Here is a 19,925-nt window from a genome sequence, read left to right on the forward strand (position 1 = left end):
AGTCTAGCGGCTGCGGTCGGCGGCCAGGATCTCGTGGGCGATCTGGTCAAGCGGAACGACCTTGTCGACCCCGCCCCGCGCTACGGCTTCTTTCGGCATCCCGTAGACGACGGACGTCGCCTCGTCCTGGGCGACCGTGAAGGCTCCGGCCTCGTGCATCTCGGCCATGCCGCGCGCGCCGTCGTCGCCCATGCCGGTCATGATGACGCCCATGGCATTGGCGCCCGCCGCCCGCGCCGCGGAACGGAAGAGGACGTCGACCGACGGCCTGTGCCGCGAAACGAGCGGACCCGAGCGGACGGAAACGTGATAGCGGGCGCCCTGCCGTTCCAGCAGCATGTGATGATCGCCGGGCGCGATGAGCACATGCCCGCGAAGCACCGGATCGCCGTCGACCGCCTCCTTGACCTCGACGGCACAGAGCGTGTTCAGGCGCTTGGCGAAGGCTGCCGTAAAGCGTTCCGGCATGTGCTGGACGATCACGATACCCGGCGCATTGGCCGGGAGCTGCTCGAGGAAATCGCGAAGGGCCTCGGTTCCCCCGGTCGATGCCCCGACACAGACCACCATCTCGGTCGTCTTGGCCATGGCCCTGCCACTCGGCGGCGGCAGCACGGCATCTGCCGTGAGTTTTGCCGACGGACCGCTCTGGGCCGCGCTGCGTCGAGGTCGGCCGGCGACACGCGCATGGGCCGCACTTTTCACCACCTCGCAAATCCGCATGCCCGCCTCGGCCAGATGGTCGGCCGCACCGATCTTCGGCTTGAGGATGACGTCGACAGCCCCTGCCTCCAGCGCCTGCAGCAGCGTCTCCGATCCCTGCTCCGTCAGCGAGGAGCACATCACCACCGGAATGGGACGCTGCGCCATCAGCTTGCGTAGAAAGGTGATGCCGTCCATGCGCGGCATCTCGACGTCGAGCGTGATGACGTCCGGGATCTCGTCCTGGATCTTGCGCGCCGCCATGAAGGGATCGGACGCCGTGCCGATCACCTCGATCTCCGGGTCCGCTTCGAGAACGCGGCTCAGCGTCTGCCGGACACTGGCTGAATCGTCGATGATGAGAACGCGGACCTTCTTGGCCATCAGGATGCGTTACACCTTCTGGAAGACGGTATTGGCAACCTGACGGATCGGCAGGTCGAAGCCGGAAACCGTCTCGGAATGGCCGATGAACAGATATCCCCCCGGTACTAGGCAGTCGACCAGTCGCGAAAGCACCCGTTGCTGCGTCGGCTTGTCGAAGTAGATCAGCACGTTGCGGCAAAAGACGATGTGCATCGGATCGCCGACCGTGTAGTTCGCATCCATGAGGTTCATGCGCGCGAAGCCGACCTTCGACCGCAAGCGGGGATGGATACGCACCTCGCGCCGGCTGGCGTCGATCGCCTGCATCACGTAGCGCTCGCGAAACTCCGGCGGGACGGGCGCCACCATGTCTGCGTTGTAGATGCCGCGGCACGCCGTCTGGAGCACGTCGGTGCTGAGATCCGTGGCAAGAATGGCATAGTCCTGGGACCCGTTCTCGCCGACGAAGTCATCGAGCACCATGGCGATCGTATAGGGCTCGGCGCCCGTGGAGCAGGCCGAACTCCAGACCCGGATGCGGCGAATGTCGCGTGCCGCAAGCTTCGGCAGCGCCTGGTCCCGCAGATAGGTGAAGTGGTTCGGCTCCCGGAAGAAATCCGTCTTGTTGGTGGTCACCGCATCGATCAGGAAGACCTTCTCCGCCTCAAGCCCGCCATGCTTGAAGAGATAGTCGCAATAGTCGTCGAAGCTGGAAATACGGGTCGCCCGTAACCGGCGGCGCAGCCGGCCTTCCAGCATGGTGAGCTTGGTTGGCGGCATCTTTATGCCGCTGTAATCGTAGATGAAACGCGCGAGCTGGTCGAAGTTCCGCTTGCTGATGTGGTCTTCGACGCAGGCAACGGTGGCGACTGCAGACATTCCCTCGGGCTCCGGTCTGATCAGGCGGCGTTGCGCGACAGGAGCGCAGTGTCACCGCTCGAAAGCAGACGGGCGAGGTCGACGATGACCACGAAGCCCTCGTCACGGCGAACGACGCCGGCGATGTATTCGGAACTCCACCGCACGCCGATCTCCGGAGCCGCCTCGATCTGGTTGCGCCGGAATGGAATAACCTCGAATACCCGGTCCGCCACCATTCCAAGCGACAGCATCCGGTCCGCGAGCGGAATGTCGAGCACGAGAACGCGGGTGTTCGGGGTGGGCTCGGTCCTGGACAGACCGAGCTTGAGACGAAGATCGATGGTCGGCACACCCTGCCCGCGCACATCGCGCAGGCCGATCAGGTAGTCGGGACCGTTGGGGATGCGGAACAGTTCCTCGTAGTCGAGGATTTCGCGCACGACCTCGACCGGAACGGCAAAGACTTCCTTTCCGAGGGCGAAGGTGACGAACTGTGCCTCGTCGGACATGCCGGCCATCATGCGCTCTCCTTGAATTCGCTGTCGGACGCATCCGGTCCGCCCATGTTGAGGTCGAGGGCAAAACCCTTGACCCGCGCCTGCTGGGCCGCAACCGTCGGAGCGACCTTGGCGGTCGAACGGACCGGAGCCTTGGCGGCCGGTGCCGGACGGTTTGCGGAGACAGCAGCCTTCGGCTGGGTGCCGCGGGTTGCCGCGTCCACCCGGAAGAAGGCGATCGAGCTCTGCAGCTCCTCTGCCTGGGCCGCCAGTTCTTCCGACGTCGCCGACATCTCTTCCGATGCACCGGCATTCTGCTGGGTCACCTTGTCGAGCTGCTGGATCGCCTCGTTGATCTGCGAGGCGCCGATATCCTGCTCGCGGCAGGCGGCAGAAATCTCGGCAACCAGTTCGGCGGTCTTGCGGATGTCCGGAACCAGGCGGTTCAGCATCTCGCCGGCATCCTGCGCCGACTGCACCGTTTCGCCGGACATTGCACTGATTTCGGCGGCGGCAGACTGCGAGCGCTCGGCAAGCTTGCGCACTTCGGAGGCGACCACCGCAAAGCCCTTGCCATGTTCGCCGGCACGGGCAGCCTCGACCGCCGCGTTGAGCGCGAGAAGGTCGGTCTGGCGGGCGATTTCCTGGACGATCGAGATCTTCTCGGCAATCGTCCGCATCGCGGCAACCGCGCGGTTCACCGCATCGCCGGAGGTCTCGGCGTCCTTGGCCGACTGGCGGGCGATCTTTTCCGTCTGGGCGGCGTTGTCGGCGTTCTGCTTGATGTTGGCGGCCATCTGCTCCATCGAGGCAGACGCTTCCTCGGCCGAGGCCGCCTGTTCGGTCGCACCCTGGCTCAGCTGCTCCGAGCTTGCCGACAGCTCCTGGCTACCCGACGACACGTTGTCCGATGCCGAAAGCGCATCCGCGACCACTCCACGCAGGCGCTCCACCATGCTTGCCAGCGCGAGGCCGAGCGTATCCTTTTCGGACTGCGGCTTCGGCGTCACCATCAGATCGCCCTCGGCAATCTTCTCGGCAACGTTCGCCATTGCCTTCAGGTTGGACGTCATGCGGTTGATCGTGTCGACGAGGTCCTTGATCTCGTCATTGGTTTTCATCTCGACATTCTGGTCGAGGTCGCCAATGGCAACAGCATCGGCCACGGCCATGATCTTGCGCAGGCCGGCGCTGATGCCGAGCGCAATCCACAATGCGGTTGCGGCTGCGACCAGGGTGGCGATCACGGACAGAGAGACGAGCAACGTGCGGGTCGAATTGTAGTCGGCATCGGTCGTGGCCTTTGCCTCCTGCAGGCGGTCCCGGTTGATCTGCACGCCCTCTTCCAGCTTCTTCGTCAAGGCATTGGCGTCGTCACGACCTTCGTTCGACGACAGCTGCGAGGCAGCGGCCGTGTTCCCGTTGCGAACGAATTCGTGGACGCGGCTGTCGCTGGCCTCGAACTTGTCGACGATCGCACGGAGCTCCTGCCAGAAGTCGCGCGTCGCAACACTTGCGGTCGACGCCATCTCTTCGAAGATCTGACGGAAGTGGGCGCGACTTTCGGCGCTCGCTTCGGCGAAGCGCTGTACTTCCTGCGGGGAGGTCGCAAGGATTGCATTCTTCTGGGCGCGAACGGTCGACAGCGAGATGGCGTTCAGCTGCTGCATCCGGTCAAGGCGGGCAACGGTCACATCGATGACCTCGTCCATGCCCGACTTGGAATTGGCGAGACTGAAGATGCCGTAACCGGCAGTACCGACCAGCATGAGGATGAGAAACCCGAAGGCGATGGCCAGTTTGAGTTTGATCGTGAAGCGCATGTTGCTATGTCCCGCGTGTATCTGTGAAGGCTTTAGGCGACGGCTGTTCCGTTGCCTGCTGGTGGCAAGCCGGCGCTTCAGCGAAACAAGGCGATCCATTCACCTTCATCTTCGTTGGCTTTCCGGCACTTGCGGTCCCAGCGCATACACACGCGGGTCCTGTATGCCGCGCCCGTCCCCCTGGGCGCGACAGCAGTTCAGGCTCCTCCCGAAATCAGGCACTCTCCTTGAACTGGGCGTCGGCCGCATCCGGCCCGCCCATGTTGAGGTCGAGGGCAAAACCCTTGACCCGCGCCTGCTGGGCCGCAACCGTCGGAGCGGCCTTGGCGGCCGAACGGACCGGAGCCTTGGCGGCCGGTGCCGGACGGTTTGCAGGGGCAGCAGCCTTCGGCTGGGTGCCGCGGGTTGCCGCGTCCACCCGGAAGAAGGCGATCGAGCTCTGCAGCTCCTCTGCCTGGGCCGCCAGTTCTTCCGACGTCGCCGACATCTCTTCCGATGCACCGGCATTCTGCTGGGTCACCTTGTCGAGCTGCTGGATCGCCTCGTTGATCTGCGAGGCGCCGATATCCTGCTCGCGGCAGGCGGCCGAGATTTCAGCCACCAGTTCGGCCGTCTTGCGGATGTCCGGAACCAGGCGGTTCAGCATCTCGCCGGCATCCTGCGCCGACTGCACCGTTTCGCCGGACATCGCGCTGATTTCGGCGGCTGCCGACTGCGAGCGCTCGGCAAGCTTGCGCACTTCGGAGGCGACCACCGCAAAGCCCTTGCCGTGTTCGCCGGCACGGGCGGCCTCGACCGCCGCGTTGAGCGCGAGAAGGTCGGTCTGGCGGGCGATTTCCTGGACGATCGAGATCTTCTCGGCAATCGTCCGCATCGCGGCAACCGCGCGGTTCACCGCATCGCCGGAGGTCTCGGCGTCCTTGGCCGACTGGCGGGCAATCTTTTCCGTCTGGGCGGCGTTGTCGGCGTTCTGCTTGATGTTGGCCGCCATCTGCTCCATCGAGGCGGATGCCTCTTCCGCCGAGGCCGCCTGTTCGGTCGCACCCTGGCTCAGCTGTTCCGAGCTTGCCGACAGCTCCTGGCTACCCGACGACACGTTGTCCGATGCCGAAAGCGCATCCGCAACCACTCCACGCAGGCGCTCCACCATGCTGTTCACATAGCTCAAGAGCTCGCCGATTTCGTCACGGCTGGTAATCTCCGCCATCTTGGTGAGATCCCCTTCTGCAACGTCCCGAACCACCGAGACCGCACGTCCGAGGCCGCGGCTGATACCGTAAGCGATCCAGAAGGCCGTGACTGCACCGATCAGGAGAGCTGCAACGGAGACGACGATCATCACCATGCGGGTTTGCAGATATTCCTCGTCCGTGCGGGTCTTGGCTTCCTGCAGGCGGTCACGATTGATCTGCACACCTTCTTCGAGCTTCTTGGTCAGCGCATTGGCGTCGTCACGTCCGCCCTCGGAAGATAGCGCGGTTGCTTCGGCGACGCTGCCGACCCGCACCAGGTTCTGGATGCGCTCGTCGCTTTCCTCGAACTTTTTGAGGACTACACCGAGCTCGTTCCAGTAGGCCTTGGTGGCGGCACTCGCAGACGAAGACATCTCCGAATAGAGGGCGTTAAAATCCGCCTTGGTCGATTTGCTCTGCTCAAGGAAGCCGCTCATCTCGGCCGGTGTGCGGGCAAGGAGAATGTTCTTCTGCGCGCGCACCGTGACCAGCATCAGGGATTTCAGTTGCTGGATCTTGTCGAGACGAACGACCGTAACGTCGATGACCTCGTCGGAGCTGTCCTTGGAGTGACCAAGGCTGACAAGACCGTAACTGGCGACGCCGATGAGCATCGCGATCAGGAAGGCAAAAGCCAGCGACAATTTCAGTTTGATGGAAAGCCGCATTTCAAAAATCCCCCACCCGCGGCCGTTCAAGCAGAGGCTTGAACGTCTCTCTTCGCGGAAAAAATTGTTTTCAGGTTCGGTAAAATCACAAAGTCCGCACCCCGCTTGACGAGGCAGTCGATATAGTCCGCACGCCAGCGCATGCCGACGCTCGGTGGATTTTCCCGCGACGCTCGGCTGAGTGTCGTGACTTCATGGACCTTGTCCGTCCGGACGCCGACAAGCGTCGGCTCCCCCTCGATGTCCAGTTCGACGACGATGATGCGGCTGTCGATGGTCGTTCCCGTCGCTTCCATTCCGAAGGCAAGGCGAATGTCGGCAAGTGGAATGACTTTGCCGCGAAAATTGATGACGCTGCCGACGAAGGGCCTTGCCCCCGGCACCGCAGTTTCGGGCAGGAGATCGAGGATTTCCTGAACCATGGTGGCGTCGAAGGCGAAAGTCTCGCCGGCGAGGTCGAAGGTCAGGACCTCGCGGTCGTCATTGTCGCCCCACTGGTCGACGGTCTGCTGAGCCACTGATTTCATCCGGCCGCGCGCAACTGCGCCTCCTGTTGTTGTCCGGCTGCCACCAGATGGGCGACGTCCAGGATAAGCGCCACGTTGCCGTCGCCGAGAATGGTCGCGCCCGAGAAGGTTGCGACGTCATGATGAAGCTTGGAGAGGGACTTGATCACGGTCTGGTGGTCGCCGATGATCTGGTCGACGACGAGGCCGACGCGCTCAGCGCCTGTCGAGATGACGACGATCTTCTGGAACGGATCCGGTTGAGTCCGCGTAAAGAACAGTTCCCGCAACCGGATGAACGGCACGAGGTTGTCGCGCAGCGAAATGAAGCTGCGGCCACGCGAACGCATGTCGTCTTCCGGCGACAGCTCCAGGCATTCTTCGACGGCAGACAGCGGGATGACATAGGCGCCTGTACCGACGCGAACCAGAAGCCCGTCGATGATCGCGAGCGTCAGAGGGATCCGGAGGGAGATTTCCGAGCCGTTGCCCGGCGTGCTGATGACTTCGATCGCCCCGCGCAGCGCCTCGACCGTCTTCTTCACCACGTCCATCCCGACGCCGCGGCCGGAAAGATTGGTGATCTGCTGGGCAGTCGAGAAGCCGGGCTGGAAGATCAGCTGCAACAATTCCTGATCGGTGAGAGCGGCCCCCGGCTGAATGAGGCCCGAGGCCTCCGCCTTGGCGCGGACCCTTTCGCGATTGATTCCGCGACCGTCGTCCTTGACGGTGATGATGACTTCACCGCCCGACTGGCGTGCCGACAGAAGCACGCGCCCCGCTTCCGGCTTGCCGGCGGCCCGGCGTTCGTCGGGCGTCTCGAGACCATGGTCGATCGAATTGCGCACGAGGTGGACCAGCGGATCGGCCAGGCGGTCGATCACGGTCTTGTCGACTTCGGTCGTCTCGCCCTCGGTTTCGAGCTCGATGACCTTGCCCGTCTCGCGGGAGAGGTCGTGGACGAGGCGGCGGAAACGGCCGAACAGGCTCGCGACCGGCATCATGCGCAGGACCATCATCGTGTCGCGCAATTCGCCGGAAAGCCGTTCGATGTCTTCCGAGACGGCCCGAAGCTGGATCTCGATGCTGGCATCGGCAAGCTGCGACAGCCGCGACTGGGCGATCACCAGTTCGCCGACGCGGTCCATGAGCTCGTCGAGACGCTCTGCCGGGACGCGGACGTTTTCCGAAGCCTTGGCCTGTTTCTGTTCGGCGGCGGCCGGCTGCGATACCGGGGCGGCTGCAACGGATGGCTGCCTTGCCGGCGCAACCTCTGCGACCGGCGCAGGCGGCATGACAGTCGGTTCGATCACCTGGGCGGCCGGCGCCGCAGCGCGAAGGATCGGTTCGATCGACAGCTCCATATCGTCCATGACGAAGATGAAGACGTCCTCTACCGCGGCGCGATCCGCGTCCGTCATCACCTCGACGGTCCAGCCCAGATGAATGTCGGAGGGGTTCAGCGCCTCGAGCGGAGGAAGCTTGCTCTTGTCGACGGTCACGCGGCAGGCGCCGAGATCGCGCAATTCGTCGAGCAGTCCAAGCGGATTGGTTCCGTTGGCCATCGCATTGGCCGGCAGGCGGAAGCGCACGATCCACCCGGCCCTGTCTTCCTCGCGCTTCGTTGGAGCCGCGGCGGACTTGGTCTCGGGGACGGCAGATGTGGAAACCTGGGCGCCACCGTTGACTGCGGCATGAAGCGCATCGAGCAGGGCGCTGCTCTTGTCGTCGTGCTCACCGAGCGGCGTCTCGATCAGGGCCCTCATGTGGTCCTGCGCGGCCAGCACCGCCGCAACCAGTTCCTGGCTTGCGGGGACATCACCCTTGCGGACGCGGTCGAAGGCGGTTTCGCAGTGATGGGTGAAGGCAGCCAGAGCATCGAAGCCGAACATGGCGCCCGAACCCTTGAGCGTGTGAAGGCCGCGGAAGACCGCGTCGATCTGTTCCTTGTCGTCGAGCCTGTGGGTCAGGTCGAGGAGGCCGATCTCGATCTGCTCGAGCAGTTCGGCAGCCTCCGTGAGAAAGACGGCAATCGGATCGGTTCCACTCATTTGCCGAGGACTTTCCTGGTGATCTTGACGAGGTTCTCAGGATCGAAGGGCTTGGTCAGCCATCCCGTCGCGCCCGCTGCCTTGGCTTGGGCCTTGATCTCGCCGTCGGACTCGGTGGTAAGGAAGATGACCGGCACGCCCGTATGCGCCGGCATCTTGCGCAACTCCCGGATCATCGTCAGCCCGTCCATGTTCGGCATGTTGAGATCGGTGACGATCAGGTCGAACGTCCCGGACGAGAGCTTGGCAATCCCGTCGGCTCCATCGACCGCTTCCGTCACCGTGTAGCCGGCATTCGCCAGCGCAATCTTCGTCGTCATCCGGATACTGGCGGAATCGTCGACGGTCAGGATATGTGCACTCATTGGGCGGTTTCCTTGTGAAGCCAGAACAGTGCGTCCTCCTCGAACGCGGTCTCGATGAAGCCACCGCGTTCGAGCACATCGAGCAGCGCTCCGCTGGCAGGCCGAGACATGGAAAGCGACCTGCCGTTCGCCCCGGCATGAAGGCGCGCAGACTCGACGAGTTGCACGAAACTGAGGTCGACCTCGACTGCGTCGGCGACATCGATCTCAACCGATCGGCCGGAAGAAAACGCAGAAATCACATCAGAAAAGAAACTGGATATATTTCGTATATTTGTAGTTTTTTCTAATTTTACTACAATACAATTTTGATTGTTGCCAGACATTACTTCGAATCATCCAACAGAGGATCGATATTTGTCAAAATCTTGGCGGTCGCCGGTTAACGAGATGTGAATGTCGTATGCGACTTTTCAGACCCCAAAACGTGCATGCGAAAACAATGCACGACCCAAGGGTGTTTCATTAACCAAGGCGTTCGTTATTTTCCCATTTTTATCATGATGTTAATTCACGTGGGCGGATGCTGCATCACAGGTTCGTTCAACGGGAAAGCGGCGCCAAATCCTTAACGATAGGGAAGCGGCGCACCAATCACCCTTAAGAATCTATAGTAAAACAAAGCGACCGTTAAATTAGAAAAACAAAAAAGACTATTGCCGCGGAGAAGAAGAAGTGCCGATCATCCAGAAAGTGGCTCTAGCCACAAGCGTCGAATTCGCCACAGACCTCTCCGCAGAGCTGGAGAACGCCCGATCCCGGATCGAAACCCGCTTCCTCGAAGGTGGCACGGTCCTTCTTACCGTACTCGACACTGTGTCCAAGATGATCGACACGCTCGACGCGATGATGGGCCAGTTGAGCGGAGAGGCGGCGGACCGGACCAGGGACGATCTTGCCAGCATCATGAAGAGACTCACCGAGCTCCCGAGACTGGAAGAGAACCGCCAGCGGAGCCTCGCGCGGATTGGCGAAATCGAGCGTGACCTCGCAAACGAAGTGGGACGCATGCGCGAGACGCTGCGTTATCTCCGGACCTTTGCCGTCACAGCCAAGATCACCGGCGCCGGGATCAGCGAATTTGCCGGTTTTGCCGAAGAGATAATCGAACGCATCCGCTACGGCAGCGAACAGGTCGAAGGCTTCTCCGCCAACCTGGTCGAGCTCTCGCAACAGTTGAAGCCGGCCGCAAGCCGTGGCCAGCAGATCCTCAGGAGCTACCGCGACCTTGTACCGAGCATCGCCGCTGATCTCGGACGCGGTTCGGGGCAGCTCGCGGAACACCACAGGCAGCTCGCCGTGGCCGCACAATCGGTACGCAGGCTCGCCGGCGCCGTCCAGGGAAAACTGGCGACCGTTCTGTCCGCAATGCAGATCGGCGACATCACCCGCCAGCGGATCGAACACTGCCAGTCGAGCCTCACCATTATCGATGAATATCTTGATGGTGACGGTGGCCGGGCGCTTTCCGGGGATCAGAAGGCAAGGCTCCGGGCAAGCGTCTTCACTCTCGTGCAGCGGCAGCTCGATCAGACCCGCGCCGATTTTGCCCGCGACACAGCAAAGATTGTCTCGACCGTCGGCAGCTTCAACGCCGACATCGCCTCGATCCTTTCGTTCCACGCGGGTATGAACGACGATGAGGGCACCGGCAACAGCCTGATCCGTCAGCTCGAAGCCGGCGTTGCCAGCGCCCAGGACGTCGTCCGGACCGTCACGTCATCAGCCTTGGAATCCGACGAGTTGAGCCGCAGCACCAGCCAGATCGTCCGCGAACTGCTCGAAGGCATCGAAATCGTCCGCGTCGTACGCACCGATATCCAGTACATGGCGCTCAACACCAATCTGCGCTGCAGCCGGATCGGCGAGGAGGGTCGCGCGATCAATGTCGTGACCGCGGAACTCCGCGCCTTTGCGGGTCAGATGGACGAAAGCGCGGAAAACATTCTCTCCCACCTCCAGGAACTCGGCACCTGCGCCGACGCGCTGTCCGGTGTGGCCGACGCTTCGAGCGAGCCAGAGACGGATCTCGATGCGCAACTCGGCGGCACGCTGGACAGCATTCGCGAGGCCGCCGAACGCATGGAATCAAGCCTCGCAATGGTCGACCAGCAAGGCCAGGGAGCGGCCGAGCAGATGCAGAACACCATCCGCAAGCTCGACTTCCGGGCAGAACTCGGCGAGATCCTCGATCGCTGCGCCGAACAGATCGCCGAGGAAGCGCCGGCGGCCCTCCCCGACACCTCGGATATCGAAGGCCCGATGATCGAAGTCGGCGCCGGCATCGGCCGGCTCTACACCATGGCTGCCGAGCGCGAATTGCATGCCGACATCTTCGGCGCGCCCCCTGCCGCCGCCATCAACCAGGCGACGGCCGTCACAGGCGTGCCTGCATCTGACGAGGAACTCTTCGAAGACGCTCTCTTTTGAGGCCGCCAGGCCGGACCGACTGCCAGGTTCCGCATGATGCGGCCTTTTTCGCCCGAAATGTCGATGTCCCTTCGGCGGACGAGCCATTCAGAAGAATTCATTGCGGAGACCCTCATGCGCGTTATTGCCATTGACGACAGCGCGGCCGTTCTGGCCCTGCTCCGTCATATCGTCGGGCAGATCGACGACTGCGACGTGCGTACCTTCCTGAAGCCGGAAGAAGCCCTGGACCACGTCGCCCGGGAAACGCCGGACCTGGTTCTGGTCGATTACACCATGCCGGTGCTGAACGGTGTCGACGTCATCCGGCGGATCCGAAGCCGGCCGTCGACCGCCGACGTGCCGATCATCATGATCACCTCCGAACGGGAAAATGTGATCAAGATCGCCGCGATCGAAGCCGGCGCGACCGAATTTCTCGGCAAGCCCTTCGACGCCGCCGAGCTGACGCTCCGTGTCAGGAACCAGCTGAATCTGCGTCGCGCCCAGCGCGCCCTTGCTGAACGGGCGCAATCGCTGGAACGCGATGTCGAGGCCGGTCTGAAGCGCATCGAGAGCCAGGAGAAGGAGATCATCTGGCGCCTGTCGAAAGCGATCGGCTGTCGTGACGGCGAGACCGGCAGTCACCTGGAACGGGTCGCCGCGGTCGCCCAGCTGATCGCCGAGGAACTCGGGCTCGGCGAGGAACGCTCCCGCATCATCTATCTCGCAAGCCCTTTGCATGACGTGGGCAAGATCGGCGTGCGGGACGGTGTCCTGCTGAAGCCGGGCACCTTCACACCGGAGGAACGGCTCGAGATGCAGCGCCACACGGAATACGGCGCCGAGATCCTTTCGGGCAGCCAGTCCGAATTGATCAGGACCGCGGAACGGATTGCCGCAAGCCATCACGAGAAGTGGGATGGCACCGGCTACCCGAAGGGGCTTACAGGCCCGGTCATTCCGCTCGAGGCCCGCATCGTTGCGGTGGCCGACGTCTTCGACGCCCTGAGCTCGGAACGCCCCTACAAGCCGGCCTGGCCGCTCGAAATCGCCCGCCACGAAATCGTCAACGGCTCGGGAAAGCACTTCGATCCCGCATGCGTCGAGGCCTTCTGCAATCGCTGGGATCAGATCCGCAGGCTTTATCTCTCGGATCGTCTGGAAGGCACCTCATCGCCTGCAGCAGCAGGTCCAGATGAAAGCTCAACAGAAGAACAGATTCAGATGCGCCGCTATGCCTCGAACTAACTGCCGGATCCGGCAATTCCGGCTCTGTGGCATCCTCTATCGGCAATAGCTGTGACTGTCGTCAAGTCACGGCGCCGACCTGCCACGGCACGAATTCGTTGTCGCCATATTCGAATTCCTCGCTCCGCGTCTTCTTTCCGGACGCCACCGCTATCACCTCCTCGAAGATCCGTTCGCCCGCCGCCTCGATCGTGTCCTCGCCCGAGACGATGTCGCCGCAGTTGAGGTCCATGTCTTCCTGCATGTGGCGGTACATTTCGGAATTCGTGGCGATCTTGATGCACGGCGCCGGCTTGAATCCCGAGACCGAGCCGCGACCGGTGGTGAAACAGATGACGTTGCAGCCGCCGGCCACCTGGCCGGTGACGGCGACCGGGTCGTATCCGGGCGTATCCATGAACACGAAGCCGGGTTCGGTAATCATTTCAGCATATTCGTAGACGGCCGAAAGCGGCATCGATCCGCCCTTGGCGACGGCGCCCAAGGATTTTTCGAGAATGGTGGTGAGCCCGCCGAGCTTGTTGCCGAAGGACGGGTTGTTGTTGAGTTCGTCGCCGTTGCGGGCGGTATACTGGCGCCACCACTCGATGCGATCGAGCAGCTTGCGCGCGACATCCGCATTGACCGCACGCCGTGTCAGCAGGTGTTCCGCCCCATAGATCTCCGGCGTTTCGGCCAGCACCGTCGTCGCACCGTTACGAACCAGCATGTCGGAAGCGAAGCCAAGCGCCGGATTGGCCGAAATTCCGGAATATCCGTCGGACCCGCCGCATTCGAGCGCGAGCTTGATGCCGGAAAGCGGCTGTGGCGTGCGCCCGACCGAATTGACGATCGGCAGCATTTCGTTGATCGCCTCGCAGGCGGCCTCGATGGTCTTGCGCGTGCCGCCCGTCTGCTGGATCGTCATCGTCCGCAGAAGCGTGCCTTCGGCCAGCTTGTAGTGTTCCAGGATCGGCGCGATCTGGTTGGTCTCGCAGCCGAGGCCGATCATCAGGATGCCGCCGAAATTCGGATGACGGGCATAGCCCTGGATGGTCCGGGTGAGGATCCTATAACCCTCGGACTTGGTGTTGATCGCGCAGCCGCTGCCATGGGTCAGCGCCACGACGCCGTCGACATTGGGGAAGCCATCGAGCCCGTGATGCCGGTTGAAATGCTCCGCCACATAGCGCGAGACGGTGGCGGAACAGTTCACCGACGAGATGATGCCGATATAGTTGCGGGTCCCGACGCCGCCCGGTCCGCGGTCGAAACCCATGAAGGTGCGCCGCTCGGCTTCGGGTAGAAGAGCGGGGCCTGCCACGCCGCCGAAATCGTAGTCGTGATGGGCGTCGATCATGTCCAGATTGTGCAGGTGGACATGGTCGCCCGCCTCGATGGGTGCGGAGGCGACCCCGATCACCTGGCCGAACTTCAGCACTTCCTGGCCCTTCGGGATCGCATGCAGCGCGATCTTGTGTCCGCGGCCGATCTGGCTTCTTGCGACAAGGCCTTCCGGTCCGGCTGCCGCGCCGGCCGGAATGACCTTGCGGGCCACACCGACATCGTCGGCAGCATTGAGAATCATGATCGGCGAAACGGCATCGGACATCGCCGGGCCTCCCTGAAATTCGAGAAATGAAGACATCGTAGCGCGATCCGTCGCGGTGTCATGCTTTACGGATGCTGGCCTTACGGATACTGGGCACCGGTCGCGGTCGTGTAGACGGCATAGAGCGACCGCGTCGCCGTGATGAAGAGGCGATTGCGCCGCGGCCCGCCGAAGGTCAGGTTGGCAACCGTCTGCGGCACGAGGATCTTGCCGAGCAACGTACCGTCGGATGCGAAGCAATGCACGCCGTCGCCGGCCGAGGTCCAGACATTGCCGGCGATATCGACGCGAAAACCGTCCGGAATGCCGTTGTCCAGATCGCAGAAGACGCGGCCGTTTTCGAGCCTGGTGCCGTCGACCACGTCGAAGACGCGGATATGGCTCGGAGCCGTCTCATCATGGCTTCGGGCGGAATCGGCCACATAGAGCTTGGTCTCGTCGGGCGAGAAGGCGAGCCCATTCGGCTGGCGAAAGTCGTCGACCACGACCGACAGCGCACCGGTCGCGGGATCGAGCCTGTAGACGTTGCGGGTCGGCTGTTCGGGCTCGGCCTGGTAGCCCTCGTAGTTGGAGAGGATGCCATAGGTCGGATCGGTGAACCACACGCTGCCATCGGTTTTCACCACGACATCGTTCGGAGCATTGAGGCGCCGGCCCTGATAGCTGTCGGCAAGCACGGTGATCCGCCCGTCGATTTCCGTGCGGGTGACGCGCCGACCGCCGTGTTCGCAGGTGACGAGCCTCCCCTCCCGGTCCCGTGTGTTGCCGTTCGCAAAGTTCGACGGCGCCCGGAAGACGGAAACACCGTGTCCGGGAACGTAGCGCAACATGCGCTGGTTCGGAATATCGCTGAAAACGAGGCAGTCGAGATCACCGAACCAGACCGGTCCCTCGGCCCAGCGGCAGTCGGAATAGAGTTCGTCGAGGCCGGCGCTTGCGACGATCAACTGCCTGAAGCGCGGGTCGCGGATCTCGTAGATCGAGGATTGGGCAGTCACCATGGCTTGATTTCCGAAAGGCTGGAGAAGGAATTGGAGTGCAATGTCAGGCTCCCCGCTGCGGCCGGCTGGCGACGAGGATGACGGTGAAGATGATCAGGCCGGTCAGGATCAGCCGGATGCCGGCGCCGAAACCGTAGGTGTTGAGCATTGAGACGACCAGGAACATGAAGAGCGACGCGCCCCATATGCCCGGCACGTTGGAATTTCCGCCGGCGACCGCTGAACCTCCGATGACCACCACGGCGATCGACATGAGCAGGTATTCCGAGCCCATGTTGAGTGCCGCACCGCCGGAGAAGCTCGCCAGGAGGTAGCCGCAGACCGCGGCCAGCACGGCGCACAGCACATAGGTAAGCAGCCGGCTTCCGTCGACCGGAATTCCGGCCATCCGGGCCGCAAAGCGGCTCTGGCCGATCGCCGAGATCCAGCGGCCGAAGACGGCACGGTCGAGCAACCACCAGACGATGACCGACAGCAGAAGCGCGACGAGCGCCATGTTGGGCACACCGAATGTCGTCGACGTGGTGAACTCCGCCAAAAGTTCCGGCGGCTTGATGCGCAGACCGCGATTGTACCAGATGGCAGAGGACTGCACGATGAAGCTCATCGACAGCGTCGCGATGATCGGCGGAATACGAAGGATCTTGATCAGCGCATAGTTGAGCATGCCGACCACGATGCCGATCAGGACTGCGACGAAAAGCCCGACGACGATCATCGCGTCCTGCCCGTCCATCAGCTTGAGTGCGATGGTGCCGGAAAGGGTCATTGTCGCCGGAACGGAGAGGTCGACATTGCCAGGTCCGAGCGTGATGACGAGCATCTGCCCGAGACCGACGATCACCGAAAACGCCGCAAAGGTCAGGGCCGCCTGCGACAGGCCGGCCGAACTCGCGCCGCCCGTGAAGAGAACGGTGACGATCCAGGTGGCAATAGCGGCGACGAAAGACCAGATCCAGGCCTTGCCGAAAAGCGCGGTAACGCGAGTCATGGCTGCTTCTCCTCCTGGCCGCGACGGTTGAGCACCAGCCGAAGCCCGAGCACGATGATGAGGATCGCTCCCTGCGCGCCGATCTGCCAGTCGGGAGAAATGCGCAGGAAGGACAGGAAGGAGCCGGCAAGCGTCAGCGTGAGCGCACCGATGACCGCCCCGACCGGCGAGACCCGGCCACCGACGAATTCACCGCCGCCGAGGATTACGCCGGCGATCGAAAGCAGCGTGTAGCGAAGGGCGATGTTGGCATCGGCCGAGGTGGTGAGCCCGACGAGCGCGATGCCGGAAAGCACCGCGAAGAAGCCGGCGGCGGCATAGGTCGCTCCCCTGAGCCACAGCACCGACCAGCCGGCGCGGGCAACCGACCGGGCATTGCCGCCCACCCCGCGCATCAGCACGCCGAAGGTGGTGCGCATCACCAGAAGATGGGCGCAGACGGCAATCAGGATGCTTGCGATGATCGCCATCGGCACGAAGGGCGGCTTGGACACCATGACCGCCCGCAGCCAGGCCGGCGCTTCCCCGCCCGGTGCCGGCAGGATGATCACGGCAAGCCCGCCCCAGACGAAGCTCATGCCAAGCGTCACGACGATCGACGGAAGGTCGCGCAGGTGGATGATCATGCCGAGCGCCGCATAGGTGGCAATTGCGGCTCCGAGGATCGCAATGGCGATGAAGGGCGAGGTCGGCATGTAGACGGCCGTCACGCAGGCGGCAAAGCTGACGAAGGTGCCGATCGACAGGTCGAGGTCGTTGACCGCGATGATCAGCATCTGCCCGATGGTCGCGAGCGCAATCGGCACCGCCAGATTGAAGAGCAGGTTGAGCCCGGTATAGCCCATGGCCCGCGGCTGGATGTAGAACACCGCCGCAAGCAGGACGGCGAGCGATACGGCCGGCAGCATCAGGCGCAGCGTATTGGCGGAAGGAGCCTTCATGCGGCCTCTCCCGAAAACGATGCGGCAAGCACGTTCTTCTCCTCGATCTCCGCCCCGGCGAGTTCGGCGACGATGGCTCCGTCGCGGAAGACATAGACGCGATCGCAAAGGCAGATCTCATCCATCTCGGTCGAATACCAGACGAATGTCCGGCCGGCCTCCGCCTCCGCACGCAGGATGGCGTAGACCTCCTGCTTGGTACCGATATCGACGCCGCGCATCGGATCGTCCATCAGCACGATCTCGGCGCGGGTCGCAAGCGCGCGCGCAAACAGCACCTTCTGCTGGTTGCCGCCGGAAAGCGAGAGGATGGGATTGCCCATGTCGGGCGTCCGGATTTCCATGCGGTTCTTCCAGTCCGTGCCGAGCGCCTGCTCGCCTCGTTCATCGATCGTCGACATCCGCGCGAGGTGCGGCAGACTGCCGATCGACAGGTTCTTCAGGATGCTCCACAGCGGAAAGGTGCCGTTGAGGGCACGGTCGCCTGCGACGAAGGCGATCGCATCGCCGTGACCGGGAAGCCAGTTGCTGCTGCGATCGCGAAAGAGGTCGAGCAGCATGTCCGTCTGGCCATGCCCTCCGAGGCCGGCCAGCCCGATGATCTCGCCCTTGCGCGCCTTGAAGGCGATCTGCGAGCCGAAGGCAGGTGCCCGCTCGATCGAAGGCGGCGCGTCGGCCAGGGCACGGGCGCCGCCCCGCGCACGCTCCTTGACCACGCTGCCCATCGCCTCGACGAGACTGTGGACAGTGAATTCTGCCGCCGGTCGCGAAGCCACGACCCGCCCGTCCTTCATCACGACGATGCGGCTCGAGGTCGACAGGATTTCGCCGAGGATGTGTGAAATCAGAAGAACCGCCCCGCCGGCCGCCACGTAGCGGCGCACATGAGCAAGCAGTTGTTCGGCAAGCCCCGCGTCGAGCGACGATGTCGGCTCGTCCAGGATGACAAGTTTCGGCGTGTCGGTGACCGCGGCAAAGGTGATGGCGATCTCGACCATCTGCCGCTCGGCGATCGAAAGCTCGCCGACGGTCGATGTGCAGTCGATGTGATTGCCGGGGAAGATTTCGTCGAGTTTGGCGCGAATGAGGGAAAGCGCCCGCTGGCGCCAGCCGAAGCCGGACAATCCGGCATGCATCACCCGGGTATTTTCGACGATCGTCAGGTTCGGGCAGAGCGACAACTCCTGGAACACGCAGCGCACGCCGTTCGCCCGCGCCGTCGCAATCCCGCCCGAGCCGGTCGTGCCGCCATAGCCGATCGTGCCCTGATGCGGCAGGAGCCCGCCGTTGATGACGTTGACGATGGTCGACTTGCCGGCGCCGTTATGGCCGACAAGACCAAGCGCCTCGCCGGGCATGATCGACAGATCGACGCCGTCCAAAGCCTTGACCGCGCCAAACTCGACCTTGATTCCGCGAGCGGAGACAACCGCCTGGTGATCGGCTTCGATACTCATGCCTTTAGCCACTGCCTGTCCGAAAGCTTCGTGAATTGACCACCCGGCGCCATCGAGACGGCGCCGGGTGGCGGGAGATCACGGCGTGAAGAGCACCGTGATGAAAAGGCTCACTTGCCGGCGATCACCGCCTGGGCGTCCTCGAGCGAGTACTCGACGTTCGCGACGCCGCCCTTCTCGGTGGTTTCGAGGTTCTTTTCGAGCGTGTCCTGGTCGATACGCAGGAACGGCACCACGAGATCCTTCTTGACGTCCTTGCCGTCGAGGATCTGCTGGGCGACCCAGAAGGCGAGCGTCGAGACGCCCGGCGCGATGGAGACGGACATGGTTTCGTAGCCGCTCGCATCCTTCTGCTTCTTCCACCACTGCAACTCGTCCTCGCGATTGCCCATCACGATGGTCGGCGTCGGACGCTTGGCAGCTTCGAAGGCCTGGGCAGCACCATAGCCGTCACCGCCCTGGGTCACGACGGCGGCGATTTCCGGCAGGCTGGGCAGGATGCCGGCGACGGCGCGCTGGGCGACGTCCTGTGCCCAGTCCCCATGCACCGATCCTGCGATCTTGAACTGCGGATACTGCTTCACGCCCTCGTGGATGCCGGCGGAGATCTCGTCATCGACGAAGACCCCGGCAAGGCCGCGGATTTCGAGCAGGTTGCCGCCGTTCGGCATCTTCTTGGACAGGTATTCGACCTGGCTGCGGCCCATTTCCTTGAAGTCGACGGCAATGCGCCAGGCGCATGGCTCGCTGACGATGCCGTCGAAGGAAACCACGACGATACCGGCGTCGCACGCTTCCTTGACGGCGCCGTTGAGCGCGGTCGGAGAAGCGGCGTTGACGACGATGGCGTCATAGCCTTCGAGGATCATGTTCTGGATCTGCGCGGCCTGTTCGGTCGCCTGGTTTTCCGCGGTCGTGAACGGATCGGCGGCGGCGACGATGCCGCTCTTGACGGCTTCCTTGGTCACCTTGTCCCAGCTGGTCAGCATGGCCTGGCGCCAGGAATTGCCGGCATAGTTGTTCGACAGCGCAATCTTCTTGCCGGAAGTATCGGCATGGGCAGTCATCGGCATGGCGGCGCAGACAAGCGCAGCCGACGCCAGGAATACGTTCCTGAAGGTCATCTCTCTCTCCCTAGAGCCGGTAAGGTCCGGCGGATTTCCGGGACCGCTCCTCAACGGCCGCTCCGGAAATGTTGCTCCCCTGAGGATTT

General features: G+C 63.1%; 17 protein-coding genes. 2 read left to right on the plus strand and 15 right to left on the minus strand.

Annotation, left to right across the window (positions count from 1 at the left end):
* Window positions 1–3: 3 nt before the first annotated feature.
* The 9 genes from HHL25_RS18380 to HHL25_RS18420 form a co-directional block, all read right to left on the minus strand.
* Window positions 4–1,086, minus strand: coding sequence for a protein-glutamate methylesterase/protein-glutamine glutaminase (locus HHL25_RS18380; RefSeq protein WP_169594374.1), 1,083 nt, complete (start codon window positions 1,084–1,086; stop codon window positions 4–6).
* Between the two features lie 9 nt (window positions 1,087–1,095).
* Window positions 1,096–1,947, minus strand: a complete 852-nt coding sequence (locus HHL25_RS18385) for a CheR family methyltransferase (RefSeq protein ID WP_169594375.1) — start codon at window positions 1,945–1,947, stop codon at window positions 1,096–1,098.
* A 20-nt stretch (window positions 1,948–1,967) separates the two neighbouring features.
* Window positions 1,968–2,447: a chemotaxis protein CheW gene (locus HHL25_RS18390; RefSeq protein WP_169594376.1), complete on the minus strand. Its 480-nt coding sequence runs from the start codon at window positions 2,445–2,447 to the stop codon at window positions 1,968–1,970.
* Window positions 2,447–4,249, minus strand: coding sequence for a methyl-accepting chemotaxis protein (locus HHL25_RS18395; RefSeq protein WP_169594377.1), 1,803 nt, complete (start codon window positions 4,247–4,249; stop codon window positions 2,447–2,449). The genes HHL25_RS18390 and HHL25_RS18395 overlap by 1 nt, the downstream gene beginning before the upstream one ends.
* Window positions 4,250–4,463: 214 nt before the next feature.
* On the minus strand, window positions 4,464–6,149 hold the full coding sequence (locus HHL25_RS18400) for a methyl-accepting chemotaxis protein (RefSeq protein ID WP_169594378.1): 1,686 nt from the start codon (window positions 6,147–6,149) through the stop codon (window positions 4,464–4,466).
* Window positions 6,150–6,175: 26 nt separating this feature from the next.
* Window positions 6,176–6,676, minus strand: coding sequence for a chemotaxis protein CheW (locus tag HHL25_RS18405; protein ID WP_169594379.1), 501 nt, complete (start codon window positions 6,674–6,676; stop codon window positions 6,176–6,178).
* On the minus strand, window positions 6,673–8,706 hold the full coding sequence (locus HHL25_RS18410) for a chemotaxis protein CheA (RefSeq protein ID WP_169594380.1): 2,034 nt from the start codon (window positions 8,704–8,706) through the stop codon (window positions 6,673–6,675). The genes HHL25_RS18405 and HHL25_RS18410 overlap by 4 nt, the downstream gene beginning before the upstream one ends.
* Window positions 8,703–9,071: a response regulator gene (locus HHL25_RS18415; protein WP_169594383.1), complete on the minus strand. Its 369-nt coding sequence runs from the start codon at window positions 9,069–9,071 to the stop codon at window positions 8,703–8,705. Before HHL25_RS18415 ends, HHL25_RS18410 begins: the two co-directional genes overlap by 4 nt.
* Complete coding sequence (locus tag HHL25_RS18420) at window positions 9,068–9,397, minus strand: STAS domain-containing protein (RefSeq protein ID WP_169594385.1); 330 nt, start codon at window positions 9,395–9,397, stop codon at window positions 9,068–9,070. The genes HHL25_RS18415 and HHL25_RS18420 overlap by 4 nt, the downstream gene beginning before the upstream one ends.
* 349 nt (window positions 9,398–9,746) lie before the next feature.
* Between HHL25_RS18420 and HHL25_RS18425 the strand changes: the two genes are divergently transcribed.
* Both HHL25_RS18425 and HHL25_RS18430 read left to right on the plus strand, forming a co-directional pair.
* Entirely contained in the window at window positions 9,747–11,501 is a 1,755-nt protein-coding gene (locus tag HHL25_RS18425) for a methyl-accepting chemotaxis sensory transducer (RefSeq protein ID WP_169594387.1), read from the plus strand.
* A gap of 114 nt (window positions 11,502–11,615) precedes the next feature.
* Window positions 11,616–12,731 (plus strand): HD-GYP domain-containing protein, encoded by a 1,116-nt coding sequence (locus HHL25_RS18430; protein ID WP_169594390.1) that lies wholly within the window; start codon window positions 11,616–11,618, stop codon window positions 12,729–12,731.
* 61 nt (window positions 12,732–12,792) lie between these two features.
* Here the strand turns inward: HHL25_RS18430 and HHL25_RS18435 are convergent, their stop codons facing one another.
* From HHL25_RS18435 to HHL25_RS18460, 6 genes are all read right to left on the minus strand, one after another.
* Window positions 12,793–14,322: a UxaA family hydrolase gene (locus HHL25_RS18435; protein WP_169594392.1), complete on the minus strand. Its 1,530-nt coding sequence runs from the start codon at window positions 14,320–14,322 to the stop codon at window positions 12,793–12,795.
* Between the two features lie 80 nt (window positions 14,323–14,402).
* Window positions 14,403–15,323 carry an SMP-30/gluconolactonase/LRE family protein gene (locus tag HHL25_RS18440; RefSeq protein WP_169594394.1) on the minus strand — a complete coding sequence of 307 codons (921 nt, stop codon included), beginning with the start codon at window positions 15,321–15,323 and terminating at the stop codon, window positions 14,403–14,405.
* A 43-nt stretch (window positions 15,324–15,366) separates the two neighbouring features.
* Window positions 15,367–16,314 carry an ABC transporter permease gene (locus HHL25_RS18445; RefSeq protein ID WP_169594396.1) on the minus strand — a complete coding sequence of 316 codons (948 nt, stop codon included), beginning with the start codon at window positions 16,312–16,314 and terminating at the stop codon, window positions 15,367–15,369.
* On the minus strand, window positions 16,311–17,255 hold the full coding sequence (locus tag HHL25_RS18450; RefSeq protein ID WP_169594397.1) for an ABC transporter permease: 945 nt from the start codon (window positions 17,253–17,255) through the stop codon (window positions 16,311–16,313). The genes HHL25_RS18445 and HHL25_RS18450 overlap by 4 nt, the downstream gene beginning before the upstream one ends.
* On the minus strand, window positions 17,252–18,712 hold the full coding sequence (locus HHL25_RS18455; RefSeq protein WP_169594399.1) for an ATP-binding cassette domain-containing protein: 1,461 nt from the start codon (window positions 18,710–18,712) through the stop codon (window positions 17,252–17,254). The genes HHL25_RS18450 and HHL25_RS18455 overlap by 4 nt, the downstream gene beginning before the upstream one ends.
* A gap of 110 nt (window positions 18,713–18,822) precedes the next feature.
* Window positions 18,823–19,836, minus strand: coding sequence for an ABC transporter substrate-binding protein (locus tag HHL25_RS18460; protein WP_169594401.1), 1,014 nt, complete (start codon window positions 19,834–19,836; stop codon window positions 18,823–18,825).
* Window positions 19,837–19,925 lie beyond the last annotated feature (89 nt).

Origin of the sequence: Rhizobium terricola (genome assembly GCF_012927355.1) — a bacterium.
In the GTDB taxonomy this organism is placed as follows: Bacteria; Pseudomonadota; Alphaproteobacteria; order Rhizobiales; family Rhizobiaceae; genus Allorhizobium; species Allorhizobium terricola.

Coding starts and splice junctions, on each gene's coding strand:
- HHL25_RS18415 (WP_169594383.1), bottom strand. CDS start 9,071: ATGAGTGCACATATCCTGACCGTCGACGATTCCGCCAGTATCCGGATG.
- HHL25_RS18385 (WP_169594375.1), bottom strand. CDS start 1,947: ATGTCTGCAGTCGCCACCGTTGCCTGCGTCGAAGACCACATCAGCAAG.
- HHL25_RS18450 (WP_169594397.1), bottom strand. CDS start 17,255: ATGAAGGCTCCTTCCGCCAATACGCTGCGCCTGATGCTGCCGGCCGTA.
- HHL25_RS18390 (WP_169594376.1), bottom strand. CDS start 2,447: ATGGCCGGCATGTCCGACGAGGCACAGTTCGTCACCTTCGCCCTCGGA.
- HHL25_RS18440 (WP_169594394.1), bottom strand. CDS start 15,323: ATGGTGACTGCCCAATCCTCGATCTACGAGATCCGCGACCCGCGCTTC.
- HHL25_RS18435 (WP_169594392.1), bottom strand. CDS start 14,322: ATGTCCGATGCCGTTTCGCCGATCATGATTCTCAATGCTGCCGACGAT.
- HHL25_RS18420 (WP_169594385.1), bottom strand. CDS start 9,397: ATGTCTGGCAACAATCAAAATTGTATTGTAGTAAAATTAGAAAAAACT.
- HHL25_RS18445 (WP_169594396.1), bottom strand. CDS start 16,314: ATGACTCGCGTTACCGCGCTTTTCGGCAAGGCCTGGATCTGGTCTTTC.
- HHL25_RS18430 (WP_169594390.1), top strand. CDS start 11,616: ATGCGCGTTATTGCCATTGACGACAGCGCGGCCGTTCTGGCCCTGCTC.
- HHL25_RS18460 (WP_169594401.1), bottom strand. CDS start 19,836: ATGACCTTCAGGAACGTATTCCTGGCGTCGGCTGCGCTTGTCTGCGCC.
- HHL25_RS18455 (WP_169594399.1), bottom strand. CDS start 18,712: ATGAGTATCGAAGCCGATCACCAGGCGGTTGTCTCCGCTCGCGGAATC.
- HHL25_RS18395 (WP_169594377.1), bottom strand. CDS start 4,249: ATGCGCTTCACGATCAAACTCAAACTGGCCATCGCCTTCGGGTTTCTC.
- HHL25_RS18410 (WP_169594380.1), bottom strand. CDS start 8,706: ATGAGTGGAACCGATCCGATTGCCGTCTTTCTCACGGAGGCTGCCGAA.
- HHL25_RS18405 (WP_169594379.1), bottom strand. CDS start 6,676: ATGAAATCAGTGGCTCAGCAGACCGTCGACCAGTGGGGCGACAATGAC.
- HHL25_RS18380 (WP_169594374.1), bottom strand. CDS start 1,086: ATGGCCAAGAAGGTCCGCGTTCTCATCATCGACGATTCAGCCAGTGTC.
- HHL25_RS18400 (WP_169594378.1), bottom strand. CDS start 6,149: ATGCGGCTTTCCATCAAACTGAAATTGTCGCTGGCTTTTGCCTTCCTG.